Source organism: Thalassotalea sp. G2M2-11 (assembly GCF_017168195.1).
In the GTDB taxonomy this organism is placed as follows: Bacteria; Pseudomonadota; Gammaproteobacteria; order Enterobacterales; family Alteromonadaceae; genus Thalassotalea_E.
On sequence record NZ_JADNYL010000004.1, the window covers coordinates 183220 to 197650 of the forward strand.

At 38.9% G+C, this 14431-nt stretch carries 12 protein-coding genes and 1 riboswitch; of the genes, 7 read left to right on the top strand and 5 right to left on the bottom strand.

What is annotated here, in order from left to right:
- Positions 1-76: 76 nt before the first annotated feature.
- A complete protein-coding gene (locus tag IV514_RS14755; protein WP_206486053.1) occupies positions 77-1909 on the top strand; it encodes a YfiR/HmsC family protein in 1833 nt (610 codons plus the stop codon).
- Here IV514_RS14755 and rarD read toward each other — a convergent pair.
- Both rarD and IV514_RS14765 read right to left on the bottom strand, forming a co-directional pair.
- A complete protein-coding gene (rarD, locus tag IV514_RS14760) occupies positions 1906-2829 on the bottom strand; it encodes an EamA family transporter RarD (RefSeq protein ID WP_206486054.1) in 924 nt (307 codons plus the stop codon). The two genes, IV514_RS14755 and rarD, sit on opposite strands and share 4 nt — an antisense overlap.
- A 114-nt stretch (positions 2830-2943) precedes the next feature.
- Positions 2944-3399 (bottom strand): thioesterase family protein, encoded by a 456-nt coding sequence (locus IV514_RS14765; RefSeq protein WP_206486055.1) that lies wholly within the window; start codon positions 3397-3399, stop codon positions 2944-2946.
- Between the two features lie 126 nt (positions 3400-3525).
- Between IV514_RS14765 and recQ the strand changes: the two genes are divergently transcribed.
- The gene (gene recQ / locus IV514_RS14770; RefSeq protein ID WP_206486056.1) at positions 3526-5334 is read left to right on the top strand and encodes a DNA helicase RecQ; all 1809 of its coding nucleotides are present in this window, start codon (positions 3526-3528) and stop codon (positions 5332-5334) included.
- Positions 5335-5398: 64 nt separating this feature from the next.
- Here recQ and IV514_RS14775 read toward each other — a convergent pair whose 3' ends face one another.
- Positions 5399-5698 carry a cytochrome c gene (locus IV514_RS14775; protein ID WP_206486057.1) on the bottom strand — a complete coding sequence of 100 codons (300 nt, stop codon included), beginning with the start codon at positions 5696-5698 and terminating at the stop codon, positions 5399-5401.
- Between the two features lie 129 nt (positions 5699-5827).
- Between IV514_RS14775 and IV514_RS14780 the strand changes: the two genes are divergently transcribed.
- Together IV514_RS14780 and IV514_RS14785 are read left to right on the top strand one after the other, a co-directional pair.
- Entirely contained in the window at positions 5828-6133 is a 306-nt protein-coding gene (locus IV514_RS14780) for a DUF3630 family protein (RefSeq protein ID WP_206486058.1), read from the top strand.
- The gene (locus IV514_RS14785; RefSeq protein ID WP_206486059.1) at positions 6134-6595 is read left to right on the top strand and encodes a DUF523 domain-containing protein; all 462 of its coding nucleotides are present in this window, start codon (positions 6134-6136) and stop codon (positions 6593-6595) included.
- Here IV514_RS14785 and IV514_RS14790 read toward each other — a convergent pair.
- Positions 6592-7602 (bottom strand): GGDEF domain-containing protein, encoded by a 1011-nt coding sequence (locus tag IV514_RS14790; protein ID WP_206486060.1) that lies wholly within the window; start codon positions 7600-7602, stop codon positions 6592-6594. The genes IV514_RS14785 and IV514_RS14790 overlap by 4 nt on opposite strands.
- A gap of 232 nt (positions 7603-7834) precedes the next feature.
- On the opposite strand from IV514_RS14790, the gene IV514_RS14795 reads away from it, so the two are divergent.
- The 3 genes from IV514_RS14795 to IV514_RS14805 all read left to right on the top strand — a co-directional run bounded on the left by IV514_RS14795 (position 7835) and on the right by IV514_RS14805 (position 12250).
- On the top strand, positions 7835-9583 hold the full coding sequence (locus IV514_RS14795; protein ID WP_206486061.1) for a DUF885 domain-containing protein: 1749 nt from the start codon (positions 7835-7837) through the stop codon (positions 9581-9583).
- Between the two features lie 84 nt (positions 9584-9667).
- A riboswitch (cyclic di-GMP riboswitch) is annotated at positions 9668-9750 on the bottom strand.
- A gap of 123 nt (positions 9751-9873) precedes the next feature.
- On the top strand, positions 9874-11736 hold the full coding sequence (locus IV514_RS14800; RefSeq protein WP_206486062.1) for a hypothetical protein: 1863 nt from the start codon (positions 9874-9876) through the stop codon (positions 11734-11736).
- Positions 11737-11746: 10 nt separating this feature from the next.
- The gene (locus tag IV514_RS14805) at positions 11747-12250 is read left to right on the top strand and encodes a hypothetical protein (RefSeq protein ID WP_206486063.1); all 504 of its coding nucleotides are present in this window, start codon (positions 11747-11749) and stop codon (positions 12248-12250) included.
- An 85-nt stretch (positions 12251-12335) separates the two neighbouring features.
- Here IV514_RS14805 and rep read toward each other — a convergent pair whose 3' ends face one another.
- Positions 12336-14354, bottom strand: a complete 2019-nt coding sequence (gene rep / locus IV514_RS14810; RefSeq protein WP_206486064.1) for a DNA helicase Rep — start codon at positions 14352-14354, stop codon at positions 12336-12338.
- Positions 14355-14431 lie beyond the last annotated feature (77 nt).

The window sequence follows — 14431 nt, forward strand, 5'->3', positions numbered from 1 at the left end:
CATTCTGTTGATGCGATTGAAAAAGATAAGATATTTTTTCTACATACTCACTCTTTCACTAGGGATTGTAGCTAATGTGGCCTTAGCTCAAGAGTTGTCGAGTGAGCAAATCAAAACAGCCTACCTTTTTAATTTCTTCAAACATATATCATGGCCTAATGAACAGGCAAAAAAAAGTTATCAATTAGCGGTTTACAAAGATGAGCGTATTTTCCAGTCTTTTTATCTTGGATTAAATAACCGCATTGTTAAGGGTAAGTCGATCAATGTGCAATTAGTCGATCAGCTAGAGGATGCAAAACAAGCTGATATGGTGTTTGTTGCCATTACGCCTGAAATCGATATTTCATTGATTGCATCAGAACTGCGTAAAACGGCGACTCTACTCGTGACTGATAATAGTGTTGATAAGCGCAACATTATGATCAATTTGCTTTTTAATCCTAAAACAGCCGGTATTGATTTTGAGATCAATAAATCGAATATTGTTTTTGAACAATTAACGATGTCGTCAGAGATATTATTTCTAGGCGGTACAGAAATTGATGTTGCTGAATTATACCGTGAGACAGAAGTTGCCATGCAAGAGATGCGGCAACGAGAGACAGAGCTGCAAAAAACATTAGCCGAGCAAAATGAACAATTAGCGGCAAGCAGTGAACGCTTGAGAAAGTTAAATAAAGAACTTATTCAGCGCCAAGCGTTAAATGAAGATCATCAAGCCCAGTTAATGGCTTTAAAAAGTAATATTGAGCTGCAGCAAGAAGCAATTGATTCCAAAGAACAGCAATTAATCTCCTTAGGGGATAAGTTAGCCGCTATTCAGAGGGATTTGGAGCAACGTCAACAGCTGGCGGATCAAAAAGAGCAAGAAAACCAAACAATGGCTAAGCGTATTGAAAAAAATCGCAGTATTTTAGCCCAGCAGCAATCACAAATAGATTCACAAGGGGTACAACTGAATCAAAAAAATGAAGAGCTTGCAGAGCGCAAAGCGCGTATAGAGCAGCAAAAACTTTATTTAATTGTCATGGCGGTATTAATTATCATCGCGCTGATTGTCAGTACTCTAGTGGTATGGCTCTTTATGAAGAATCAAAAAACCACGAAACAATTAAGTCAAACATTAACTAATTTAAAAGAGATGCAAGATCAATTAATTCAATCAGAAAAACTTGCTTCTCTAGGTAAATTAACCGCTGGCGTTGCGCACGAAATTAATACTCCTTTAGGCATTGCTATTACGTCTTCTAGTTCAGCACATGAAAGTACCTTAAGAGTTAAGGACAGTTTTACACGTGGCACGCTAAAAAAATCTGAAGTCACACGTTATTTTGATGATATCGAACAAGCCTCTTCTTTAAGTATGTCGTCATTAAACCGGGTTATTGAGCTATTAAACAACTTTAAACAAGTGGCTGCTGATCAGGTTGTTGGGGAGATCAGAGAAGTTGATCTTACTGAATATATTAATGAAATTATGCAAACTTTGTCGGCAGAGTTAAAGCGTCATCGGGTCAATTATATTTATCTTGGGGGTACAGATATCATGGCAAAAACGATTCCTGGAGCAATTGCCCAAGTGATCACTAACTTAGTCACAAATTCACTTAAGCATGGATTTGAGAACCGAGATGACGGCAATATTTCGATTGATATCGAACAGAATTTCAATGACATTACGATTGAGTATAAGGATGATGGTAATGGCATGACCGCTGAGGTGTTACAAAATATATTTGAGCCATTTTACACCACTAAACGAAATAGTGGTGGTACAGGTTTAGGGATGAATATTGTCTATAACATAGTGCAACAAAAACTACATGGTGATATTAAAGTCACGAGCGCACCACAACAAGGCGCGCACTTTAATATCACTATTCCGCAGGTCTTAACTTTAAATTAAACCACAGAACCAGCTTTCAATGATAAGCGTTTTTGTCTATGGGCACGGTAGGAGTCTGCACTGTAGATTATTAGTGCCAACCAAATAAAAACAAAGGTAAATAACTTAGCCATTACTAATGGTTCTTGATAATGATAAGTAGCTAAAACAAACATAATACTTGGACCAATATATTGAAAAAAGCCGACGGTTGATAACGTTAAGCGTTTTGCTGCTGCGGTAAAACACAGTAACGGTGCAGTAGTGACTACACCCGCAAAAAATAAGGTCATATTTAATGAGAGTGGGTTTGTTAGCATATTACTGGTGTCGCTGGAAACAAAGAATAACCAGTAAGCAATAGCAATAGGTAGCATAAGTAATGATTCAATTAATAAACCAATGAATGAATCTATGTGAAGTTTTTTTCGTAGTAAGCCATAAATGCCGAAAGTGCCCGCTAATGCTAAAGAGACGATGGGTAGCGAACCAAAAGAGACTAATTGGATTAATACGCCAGTAATGGCAAGGATCACTGCTAGTAATTGCCATTTTCTAAGCCGTTCGCCAAGAAACACCACACCTAATGCGACACTAAACAGTGGATTGATAAAATATCCTAGGCTGGCATCTAGTAAGTGATCATTATTCACTGCCCAGATAAAGATGAACCAATTAACCCCGAGAAATGAAGCGGTTACCATTAATTTTGCCAGTATCTTTGGTTGCTTAATGATAGTGATAAATGCCAGCCATTTTCGGCTCATTATGACAATCATTAACAAGAGCAATGATGACCAAATAACGCGATGAATCATGATTTCATCGGGACTGACGGCCAGCAATAATTTAAAGTAAATAGGTGCTAAGCCCCACATAAAATAGGCAGCAATAGCACTGATCACTCCCGAACGGGTCTCATTGTTAGTTGATTGAGGCATGACAAAACGGTATCAATTGTAAAATGACATTATATCATGCTGGATACTAGGGCATAGCTGTTAACGTTTAGTTGCTTTTAGCCGAATGTAAACTAATTGGCACTGTTAGTGTGTTTATCCGACCATATAAGTGCCAGTACCAAAGGCGATATGATCGTTTTTTTCATTATGTAGCTCCATACGGGCTACCGCAACTTTGTTACCGCTGCGAATAATGTGTGCTGTTGCGATAAATTCTTCACCTCTGCCTGGGCGAAGAAAGTCGGTCCGTAAGTCAATAGTGCCTAATTTTTTTAAACTCTGTTGAATATTTTCCTGCGACAAGTCATCAAGTTGGTTAATAATATTGGCTGCTGCAACCACACCGCCTGCTAAATCTAATACCGAAGCGGTAACACCACCATGGAGAATTTTTTGCATAGGGTTGCCAATTAATTTGTCATTCCAAGGAAAGCGGATCTCCGAGCGCTCAACATCAAAGTGTTTTATTTCGAAACCAAGTAATTGATTAAAAGGCATATCATTGGTCCAGAATTGGGCAATTTGCGTAAATATTAATGCTTGATTCATAATTTTTGTGGTCTGATGAGTTCTGTTGATTAGAATATCACCGTCAAAAATAAAAAGAAATTTTTCTTATTCTCTTCGTTATCAGGTAAAATAGCGGAACATCTCTAAAAAGAATTTCGATTATTTTTGAACCTCGCAACCCCACTTACGACTACTGAAAGCCTATTTGATAACCTAAAACACTATTTTGGTTTTAGTACGTTTCGCTCTGGTCAACAAACAATTATAGAGCAGGTTTTATCAGGGCGAGATAGCCTAGTATTGATGCCAACAGGTGGTGGTAAATCGCTGTGTTATCAATTACCAGCGACCATGCTTAATGGTCTTACTATCGTGATTTCTCCTTTGATTGCTCTGATGAAAGATCAAGTTGATGGCTTGAAAAGGCAGGGAATTAAAGCAGCTTATATTAATGCCAGCTTGACTCAAGAACAGACTAACCAAATTTTTATTCAGCTTTCACAAGGTGAGATTACTTTGCTTTATTTAGCCCCTGAACGGTTAAATAACCATTATTTTGTGCAAGGGTTGGCTGATTTACCGATAAAGTTGTTTGCGATTGACGAAGCACATTGTATCTCTCAATGGGGGCATGACTTTCGCCCTGCCTATACGCGTTTACATATGATTAAACAGCAATTTCCTCATGTACCTGTGATGGCGCTCACCGCGACCGCCGATGTTACCACGCGTAAAGATATCTTGATGCAACTGCGTTTAGAGGACCCTTATATTCATTTAGACAGTTTTGATCGGGCTAATATTCGTTTAACCCTGGCGGATAAATATCAGGGAACCCAGCAGATCATTAGTTATATTAAAAAACGTCGACAGGAATGCGGCATTGTTTATTGCAGTAGTCGGTGGCAGGTAGATAAGTTGGCCAAGTCGTTAGCGCAGTCGGGGATTAATTGCGCGGCTTATCATGCTGGCATGGAGCAAGAAATTCGTCATATAGTACAAGAAGGCTTCGCGAAAGATAATATTCAGGTAGTCATCGCTACGGTGGCATTTGGTTTAGGTATTAATAAATCGAATGTGCGTTATGTCATTCATTTTGAACCTCCCAGAACATTAGAAGCCTATTATCAAGAAATTGGTCGTGCAGGACGAGATGGCTTACCAGCAGAAGCATTGTTTCTTTATGATGAGAAAGACGTTAAGCGCATCGCACAACGTATTGAATCGGGAGAGCATGAACAACGACGACATGTGGAATTGCAACGTTTTCAAGCGATCACTGGTTTTGTTGAAGCGCAAACTTGCCGCCGGCGCTTAGTACTTAATTATTTTGCAGAATATACCGAGCAAGGCTGCGGTAACTGTGATATTTGTTTAGATCCTCCTAGTACTTTTAATGGCTTAGAAGTAGCGCAAAAAGTGTTGTCATGCGTCTATCGTATTAACCAACAAGGTGATAGTCAGCATGTAATTGATGTGCTTCGTGGGGTGACTAATGATAAAGTGATTAGTCAACAACATGATAAAGTATCAACCTTTGGCATAGGGCAAGACAAAACTCCAGGATATTGGCATGCGATTATTCGCCAGTTAATACATTTAGGTTATTTACAGCAAGATATTGCCAATCATTCTGCGCTTATCTTAACGCAGGCTGCTCGTAGTATTTTAACCGGCGATGTCCCCTTATTGTTGGCCACGCCACGATTACAAAAAGCCAGTTATTGGCGACAAGATAAACAAAAAGCCGTTTATGATCGTCAGTTATTTAGTCAGTTACGCCAGTTACGTAAAGAATTGGCGGATGCAGAAGATATCCCTCCGTATATCGTTTTTAATGATGCTACCTTATCTGAACTTGCCAGATTTAAACCAGTAACCAATAGAGAAATGTTGAATATTAGTGGCATTGGCGAAACAAAATTGCAGCGTTATGGCAGCGCGTTTTTATCTTTGATTAAAAACTATCAGTAACAGCAAAATGAACAGCTAATAAAAAAAGCGCTCAATTGAGCGCTTTTTAGATAAAGAAAGTTGTTTACTTTAAGCTAGCAAAATATGCAGCTAAGTTAGCAATGTCTTCGTCAGATAATGGCATTGCCATTGCGCCCATTACTGGGTCTTTACGTTTACCTGATTTAAAGTCTTTTAGCTGTTTGGCTAAATACACTTCTTTTTGTCCTGCTAAATTAGGGTACATTGGTACCGCTGAAATACCAGCTGCACCATGACATGCTGCACATGTACCTGATTTGGCTTTACCAGCTGCAATATCACCGGCAAATACTGGAGATGCCATCATCACTGTAGCTGCAACAGCTAAAGTAAGTTTTTTCATAACTTTCTCTCTCTTAATATGATTGATTAAAATTTCACGCCTTGGCTGATTATAGGTAAAAAGATCTCAGCTGTCGCTGCTTTTTTAGTATTATGTATCGATGATCCTTATTTCTTAGGTTTAGATCAAATGACCAGTAATTTTATGATAAAATGCAGCGAGTTAAATGATTCAAATATCATCTTAACGTGTGATCTTCCTTGGTCGCAAGAAGATATTCCTGATTTAATCGCACAAATATTAACCCAGTATCGAGACATTCAACTGTTAGAACAAATTGAAGGTGCTGATCGCGTAGTTGTTAGACTATTGTGGCAACATAGTCATTTTTGTTTGCATTTTGAATGTTATAGCGAAGCCATTTGGTTAGACGCTGAAGATGATGGCGCTAAAATGAAATTAGCCTTGCTTTATCAACATCTGTTAGGTAAATAAATGGAAAAAATTTTAATAAGCGCCTGCTTTTTAGGGCAAAAAGTGCGATATGACGGTGGTCATCAACTCATTGAGCATCCACAATTACTTCACTGGCAACAGCAAGGAAGGCTGATCAGTGTTTGTCCGGAAGTGTGTGGTGGCTTAGCCATTCCTCGCTTGCCAGCTGAGCGCAATCAAAATGATCAAAGGGTTTATACTAAGCAGGGACACGATGTTACTGATGCCTTTGAGCGTGGTGCTCGTCACGCATTAGCATTATGTCAGCAGCATGATATTAAATTTGCTTTATTGAAAGAGTCTAGCCCGTCTTGCGGCAGTCAAACTATCTATGATGGTAGCTTTAGCAGTAGAAAAATTGCGGGGCAAGGGATCACAGCGGCATTACTGACGACACATAAGATTCAAGTATTTTCAGAACAGACGTTAGAGCAACTGATTGAGTTAGTCGCACATTGCTAGCTGGCAATAGTCAGACTATTATTGCCGTGACGTTGCAAATCAGTCACTAATGAACGGGTATAATTGACAATGGTTTGCACATTCTGGCTGAGTCGAAAATCATTGATGCCTAAAGAGATTGTCATTTGCGGTAATCTCATGCCTGATTTACTGCTAACAAAACGCAGTTTTTCAACCCCTTGTCTTATTTTTTCTGCAATTTCACCAGCAGCAGAGCGCTCTAAATCTGGTAATAAAATTAAAAACTCATCATGACCGGCTCGAATCGGTAGCCCACTGTCACCAACATAGCTTTTTACTTTACCAGCAACCTTGGCTAGCAATACGTCACTGATCAAGGCACCAAATTTATCTTGAACTTGTTGGAGCTGATCGATATTGACCACAATGGCAGCTACTTGTTTATCTGGATTTTCAACACTCCATGTTTCTAGGTGTTTATTAAGCGCCTTACGGTTATACAAGCCAGTTAATGGATCAAGATAGATTTCTTTTTTAACTTCTTCTAATTCGTTTTTTAAACTTTGAGACTGTTGCTGAGAGAGTTTCAGCTGTTGTGACAATTGTTGTTGTTTTTGTTTAAAGGCTTTTGACGCTTTTTCTATCTGGTTAATCGCAGAAGCTATTTTTTGGCTATTTCTTGATTTTAAGTTAATAATATTATGGTCAATTTTCTTGATCAGATGATGGGTTAAATTTACCGATGTCGTATTATTTTTTTGTACATCTTCAATCAAGTCATCAATATCGGTGATGATGTCATCGCGAAAATTGCCTTGCCCTAAAATATGCAGTTGATAAAGCTCTTCAATAAAATAATTGTCTAACTTTCGACCCAGTGCAAAATGCTGTTTGATTTGGGCGTTTAGCGCAGAATTTTTGCCATTTACGTATTCGTAACTAACAGCATAATTGATCGGGGAAGCGGGGAGGTGCCAAAGTTGCAATTGCTTGATGGCAAGCGCAAGATTTTTATCTGCTTGTTCAATGGAATCATGATACTTCACTACTTCCAAACCTCTATTAGCGCGATATTTCATTATTTTATACATTCTATTCTCTAGCAATTTAAGACAAAGTGCTAGGGGAAATGTGGAAATAATATTAATATTTTGTAAATAAACAGAGAAATTCGTAGTAAATACTTGAATGTTCACCGCAAAATGACGGTATTTGGCTTATTCTTAATCAGCGTTTTTGCTACAGTAGGCGCATACTGATATAAGAGATAGATGATTTATGAAAACTCTGCTGGTAATTTTATCAATGCTACTGATGGCCTGTAGCCAATTGCCTGATAAAAAAGTATTAACCGAAAAACAAAAGCTACATCAGGTGATAGAACGCTATCAGCAGTTTTATCAAGGCTCAAGCCCCTTTCATAACAGTAAAAATGTTGAAAACCATCGCTTACTCCCCGATTTATCAGCCGAAACCTTAGCAAATAATTTTCAAGCAACAAGCAAAATATTCGATGAACTCAATCAAATTGATCAAAGTAAATTGGTGCAAAGTGAACAAATTAATTATTCGGTACTGCATTATAAACTGAAGAATCAACTCGATAGTTATCTTAATAAAGAACATTATATGCCGTTAACGGCAGAGTCTGGCTTTCATGTTGGTATTAGCTGGGGGATTAAAAATTTACCCTTTACTAGTGTGCAAAATTATCAAGACTATTTAGTGCGGCTATCGCATTTACCACGTTATTTTGCCCAACAAATGGCATGGATGGAAAAAGGCATCGCCTCAGGTAGAACACAACCTGCCGTGGTATTGCAAGGTTTTGAACAATCAATACAGGCATTTGTTAAAGAGGATGTCAGACAAAGCGTGTATTACCAGCCTTTCAATAACATGCCTAGCCATATTCCTGCTGAGATAAAAACGCAGCTTCAGGCAAAAGCTATTCAAGCCATCAATGATTATGTATTGCCAAGTTACCAGCAATATTATCAATTTATGGTAGAGCGCTATCAACCCAATGCCCGTAATACTATTGCTGCGGCTTCATTGCCAAATGGCCAGGCTTATTATCAAAACCGCGTTGCCCATTATACAACCTTAGCACTGTCTGCAGATGAAATTCACCAAATTGGTATCGATGAAGTCAGTAGAATTCGAGCGGAAATGGAAAGTATTATCGAGCAAGTTGGCTTTCAAGGAGATTTTACCGACTTTGTTGAGTTTCTGCGTACGGACAGTCAATTTTACGCAAAGACACCTGAGCAATTGTTAAAAGAAGCATCATTTATCGCTAAAAAAATGGATGCTAAATTGCCTAGCTTGTTTAAAACCTTACCGAGAACACCTTATGGTGTAGCGCCTGTTCCTGCTAATATTGCGCCTAAATATACCACAGGTCGATATGCTGGCCCTTCAAATGATGATCAACCTGGTTATTATTGGGTTAATACTTATCGTCTTGATCGACGCCCTCTATACGTTTTGGAGGCGTTAACTTTACATGAAGCTGTGCCGGGTCATCATTTGCAAGGTTCATTAGCACGTGAAATGCAAAATGTACCAGCATTTCGCAATAATACCTATATTTCAGCATTTGGCGAAGGCTGGGGCTTGTACGCTGAATATTTAGGAATCGAAGCGGACTTTTACCAAGACCCATACAGTGATTTTGGCCGACTTACTTATGAAATGTGGCGAGCTTGCCGATTAGTGGTTGATACAGGCATGCACAGTAAAGGGTGGAGCCGTGAACGTGCCATGGCATATTTAGCTGACAATACCGCATTGTCTTTACATAATGTAAAAACTGAGATCGATCGTTATATTTCTTGGCCAGGACAAGCTTTGTCTTATAAGCTGGGTGAATTAACGATCAAGCGGTTGAGAAAGCAGGCTGAGCAAGCGTTAGGTGCAAAGTTTGATTTACGATCGTTTCATGATGAAATTTTGAAAAATGGCTCGATGCCATTATCTATGTTGGAACAAGTGATCAATCGTTATATTGAACAACATCGATAATAAAGGGACAAGGGAGGCACGCAAAGCACGAGGAGAAATAAGTTAGCGACTGCTTAAAATAGACAAGCCCCCACTATATCTAAATTCGGTAGTTCCGCTATCTTAGGTTTCCCCTTAGACCGGTGACTTTGCGTCTCTAGCTTTCACTAGATTTGCCCTTATCGAGCTTTAGTAGCTCAAGTGGCATTATATGCTATGCACATGGCTTGTAAACCTTTAACATAAATAAATATCGGATTTGTACGTAGAAAAAGTAATAATCTATTGACTATAAAAGAAATCTTTATCTTATGAGATGTTTATTAATCGGGTGCTATGGCTTATTTTTGCTGTGTTTTAGTGGGTTGGCTACTGCGCAAGAGCAACCGGATAAGTCGCTTGCTCTTAGTATTGCTCAAATAGAGCGATTATTTCTAGTTGATCCTGAATCATTATCAAGCTCAGTCATTGTTGATTTATCACGGGTTATTATTAAAAACCGTCAGTTAGTCAGTAACAATACTTTAGCGAAAATGTTTAGTTTGTTATCTGATAGTGCAGCTAATAAGGGTGATTTAGACAAGGCACTGCAGTTTGCTCTTGACGGTGAAGAGCTATTTAATCTGGATAAGTCGTTGAAATTATCACTGCTGCTTAAAATCGCCAAGGGCAAGTATTTTAAAGGGAAGTACCAGCAAACGAAACGCATGGCAGATAGAGCGGTGAAATTAGCAGAGCAAATTGATGAGCCTATTTTATTAATCACAGCCATGGGTTATCGGGCGATGGCCAATGCCGTTATTGCTGAGCATCAATTGGCATGGGTGGATCTGCAACAGATTCAACAGTTATTAGATGAATATCAAGAGTTCAATGACCATATCAATTTACTGACAGTGATCGCTAATGCCCATTACTATTCCGGTGCATACCAAACGGCGTTGCAGCTTTTTAATAAAGTCAAAAAAATAAGATTTGATTTAAAAAAGAACAACAATATCGATCTTACTTTTTATGATATCGCACGCTGTTATTTGAAACTAGGACAACTTGATGATGCTTTTTATGCATTTGATGCAGCTAAACGCTTTGCGAAACAAAAGCAGGCTCCAATAAGGGTGGCGTATGCTAAATTAGGTTTAGCTCAGGTACTCATCAAACAACGGAAATATCAACAGGCTCTTGATGACTTATTAGCGGCTAAGCAATTATTTCAAGGTCAAAATTTATCGCAGCCATATTTAACCACTTTAATTAATCTAGCCAAGGTGACGCAGCTGATTGCTAAACAAAGCGAAAGCTTGCAATATATTCAACAGGCTGCTGAGGTGGTAAAACACACAGAACTCACCGAAGAACAAATTGTTTTTTATCAAATGTTAGCGAGTATGTATCAGCAGCAAGGCGACTATCAGGCCGCTTTTGCTGCACAGGCACAGTACATAACTATGTTCCAGAAGTATAACCATCCTCATCAGCATAGTAATGATGATGGTGATGTGAACCAACTAGCTAACCAGAAAAATAGTGAGCTTGCATTAAGGTTGGCAGCAGAAGCTGAGTTAAAAAATCAATTTCAAGAGAAGTATAACCAACAAAGTAATTTGATTTTGAATTTAGTGATTGCGTTAATATTAGTACTGTCTTCATTAGTCATTCTAGCGCTGAAGCTAAGAGCCGTGCGTTTGAACCAGCAATATGATGAAATTGAAAAACCTACCGATATTCTTGCCACCCCAACGCAAACAAAAAGTTTTTATCAGCATTATTTTAAGATGGCGAGAAAATTCGAATATCAGTTGTCGGTGGGCTACTTTTCAATTGATAATTGGCAAGAATTAACCTTTCAATTTAATAACAAAGTGATTGATGAGGTTAATCGAACAATTGCCACACTGATCAATGAACATAAAGGGGAGTTTGACCAAGTTGGCTTAATAAATCAGGGGGAATATTTATTTCTTGCCCCTTATCAATCTCCTGAAAAGCTTAAAGCAACATTTGAACAACTAACTCAAGCTTTAAAAGTACAGTTTTTTGCTAATTTAGGTGAGTTTTCATTGAAAGTTAGTTACGATTGTCAATCTCCTAATGTACAAGACATTGATCCTTATTTTTTCCTTTCTCGATTGAGTGAATCAACGAGAGCTGAATATAGCGGTTATAAAACGTAGGCCTATTTATATGATATTTAGTGTTGTTGTTATCGGAATTTTTGTTGCTGTCAGCATTTATTTTTATTTCCGTGCTGAGAGTTTATATCGTCAGCTGATGATAGTGAAGAAAGAGGCGGCTGAGGCGAAAAAAGAAAGTAAACACTTAACTGATGCGTTTGCCATGATGGCAAAAAAACATGAAGAATTTGCTCAAAGCCGCTATAAAAAAATTAAATCACTTGCCAAAGATGAGAAACATCTTCAGCTGTTACAACCCTTGCTTAATAACTATTCATTAATTTTTAGGGAAAGTATTCGGGGTAAAGGGCAATTACATAAAATTACCCAAAAGTGTTGTGAAAACTTTGATAAAGGCCATTACAACCAGCTGACTACCTACATAAATAGGCAACAAGGGGAAATAAAGCGAGCCTGGTCTGCCAATAACCTCAAGGGCTTTATTTCACTGGTTGAAGCAATGTTAGTCGAGTTTGAAAGTGATATCTTGCCAAAAGCTGATAAAACATCTTGATTTATTCAGATGCTAAAATTAGGCAGTAGTGCTTTTTACTGCAAAATTCTTAGTTGATAGTGAGTTGCTATCACCTGCTCATAGGTTACTTTTTCTTGTTCAATATATCACGCAAGTTTTCAACACCTTTGCGTGCTGAAGCTTGTTTATGCTCCTGACTTTTCTTGGTTTGTGTAATTTCCCAGTTTAAATCATCTTGCGGTAACTCATAGAGAAAACGACTCACCTCTGTACGGGCTACTTCACCATATTGACGGCGTTCTCTAGCATAGGTAAAGATTAACTCCCGCTGAGCACGGGTCACGCCAACGTAAGCAAGGCGGCGCTCTTCTTCTACATTATCTTCATCAATACTGGTTTGATGTGGCAGTAAGCCCTCTTCCATACCAATCAGAAAGACGTAGGGAAATTCCAGCCCTTTAGAGGCGTGTAGCGTCATCAATTGCACTTGATCGGCAAACTCCTCTTCTTCATTACGTTCCATCATGTCGCGTAACGTTAAACGAGTAACGATTTGTGCTAAGGTCATTGGTTCTTCATCATCCGTGCCTTCAAGCATCTGGGTGACCCAACTAAAGAGCTCAGTGATATTTTTCATGCGCATTTCGGCGGCTTTTGCACTAGGTGAAGTATCATAAAGCCAATCTTCATAATTGATTTCACGGATCATTGAACGCAATACCGCAGCGGTGTCGCCACGTTCAGCATTGTCAGCTGTTTCAACCAACCAACGAGTAAATGCCTGCATTTTGGCAAGCCCTTTGCCGGTAAGGTGTTGTTCTAAGCCTAATTCAAAGCTGGCAGCAAACATGCTTATTTGTCGCATATTGGCATAAGTGCCGAGCTTTTCGAGCGTCACCGGGCCGAGTTCTCGGCGGGGAACATTGACGATACGTAAAAAGGCATTATCATCGTCAGGATTAACTAATACCCTTAAATAAGCCATGACATCTTTGATTTCAGCACGAGAAAAGAATGAAGTGCCACCGCTAATTTTGTAGGGAATGCGGTTTGTCATTAACGCTTTTTCCAACAAGCGCGATTGGTGATTACCGCGGTATAAAATGGCGTAATCCTTATAGTGACTTCGATTTAAGAAGCGATGGCCAATTAACTCACCAACCACTTTTTCGACTTCATGCTCCTCATTTTTTGCTTGTACAACGCGTAATTCCACACCGTAATCGAGCTCACTAAACAAGGCTTTATCGTATACATGCGGATTGTTAGCGATCAAAATATTGGCGCACTTTAATATCCGGCCACTCGAGCGGTAGTTTTGTTCAAGTTTGATCAGTTTTAATGACGGAAAATCTTGTCCAAGTAATACTAAGTTTTGTGGTTTAGCGCCACGCCATGAATAGATGGATTGGTCGTCGTCGCCAACAACAGTTAAGCGTCCACGCTCACCGGTGATCAATTTAACTAACTCATATTGGCTGGTATTGGTATCTTGATATTCATCTACGAGCATATAGCGAATTTTATTGCGCCAGCGTTCTCTGACTTCCGCATAATTCTTTAATAGCAAGGTGGGAATTAAGATAAGATCGTCAAAATCAAGCGCATTGTATGCCTTCATATGATGTTGATAGCGCTGGTAAAATTCAGCATACATTGCGGAATCTGCATCGGGCGAAGATTTTATTGCCGCATCGGGCAACATTAAATCATTCTTCCAATTAGAAATCATGTTTTGTAATTTGCTGAGTAAGTCTTTATCACCATCGAGTTCATCGGCGGTTAATTCTTTCAATAATGCTAAGGTGTCTTGATCGTCAAACAGAGTAAACCCTGGCTTATAGCCTAGGGTTTTAATTTCACGGCGTACTATATCTAAGCCTAACGAATGAAAGGTAGAAACCGTTAAACCGCGGGTTACATCGCGACCAAGCATGTTACTGACTCGCTCTTTCATTTCTCGCGCCGCTTTATTGGTAAAGGTAACCGCAGCAATATTGCGTGCTTTGTATTCACATTTTTGGATTAAGTAGGCAATTTTCTGACAGATAACCCCTGTTTTACCGCTGCCTGCGCCTGCTAACACTAAGCAAGGTCCGCTCACATATTTTACTGCTTCATTTTGTCCGGGGTTAAGTTTCATGCCATTGTAATACTTGGTTGACGAGGGCGGTGATTTTACCTTGTTTTATCCTTTGGCAAAATAATTTAATGCATTAC

What these genes read in the sequence shown, in the direction of transcription:
- IV514_RS14765 (WP_206486055.1), bottom strand. Translation starts at nt 3,399, where the DNA reads ATGAATCAAGCATTAATATTTACGCAAATTGCCCAATTCTGGACCAAT.
- IV514_RS14780 (WP_206486058.1), top strand. Translation starts at nt 5,828, where the DNA reads ATGACCAGTAATTTTATGATAAAATGCAGCGAGTTAAATGATTCAAAT.
- IV514_RS14800 (WP_206486062.1), top strand. Translation starts at nt 9,874, where the DNA reads ATGAGATGTTTATTAATCGGGTGCTATGGCTTATTTTTGCTGTGTTTT.
- rarD (WP_206486054.1), bottom strand. Translation starts at nt 2,829, where the DNA reads ATGCCTCAATCAACTAACAATGAGACCCGTTCGGGAGTGATCAGTGCT.
- IV514_RS14785 (WP_206486059.1), top strand. Translation starts at nt 6,134, where the DNA reads ATGGAAAAAATTTTAATAAGCGCCTGCTTTTTAGGGCAAAAAGTGCGA.
- IV514_RS14775 (WP_206486057.1), bottom strand. Translation starts at nt 5,698, where the DNA reads ATGAAAAAACTTACTTTAGCTGTTGCAGCTACAGTGATGATGGCATCT.
- rep (WP_206486064.1), bottom strand. Translation starts at nt 14,354, where the DNA reads ATGAAACTTAACCCCGGACAAAATGAAGCAGTAAAATATGTGAGCGGA.
- IV514_RS14795 (WP_206486061.1), top strand. Translation starts at nt 7,835, where the DNA reads ATGAAAACTCTGCTGGTAATTTTATCAATGCTACTGATGGCCTGTAGC.
- IV514_RS14805 (WP_206486063.1), top strand. Translation starts at nt 11,747, where the DNA reads ATGATATTTAGTGTTGTTGTTATCGGAATTTTTGTTGCTGTCAGCATT.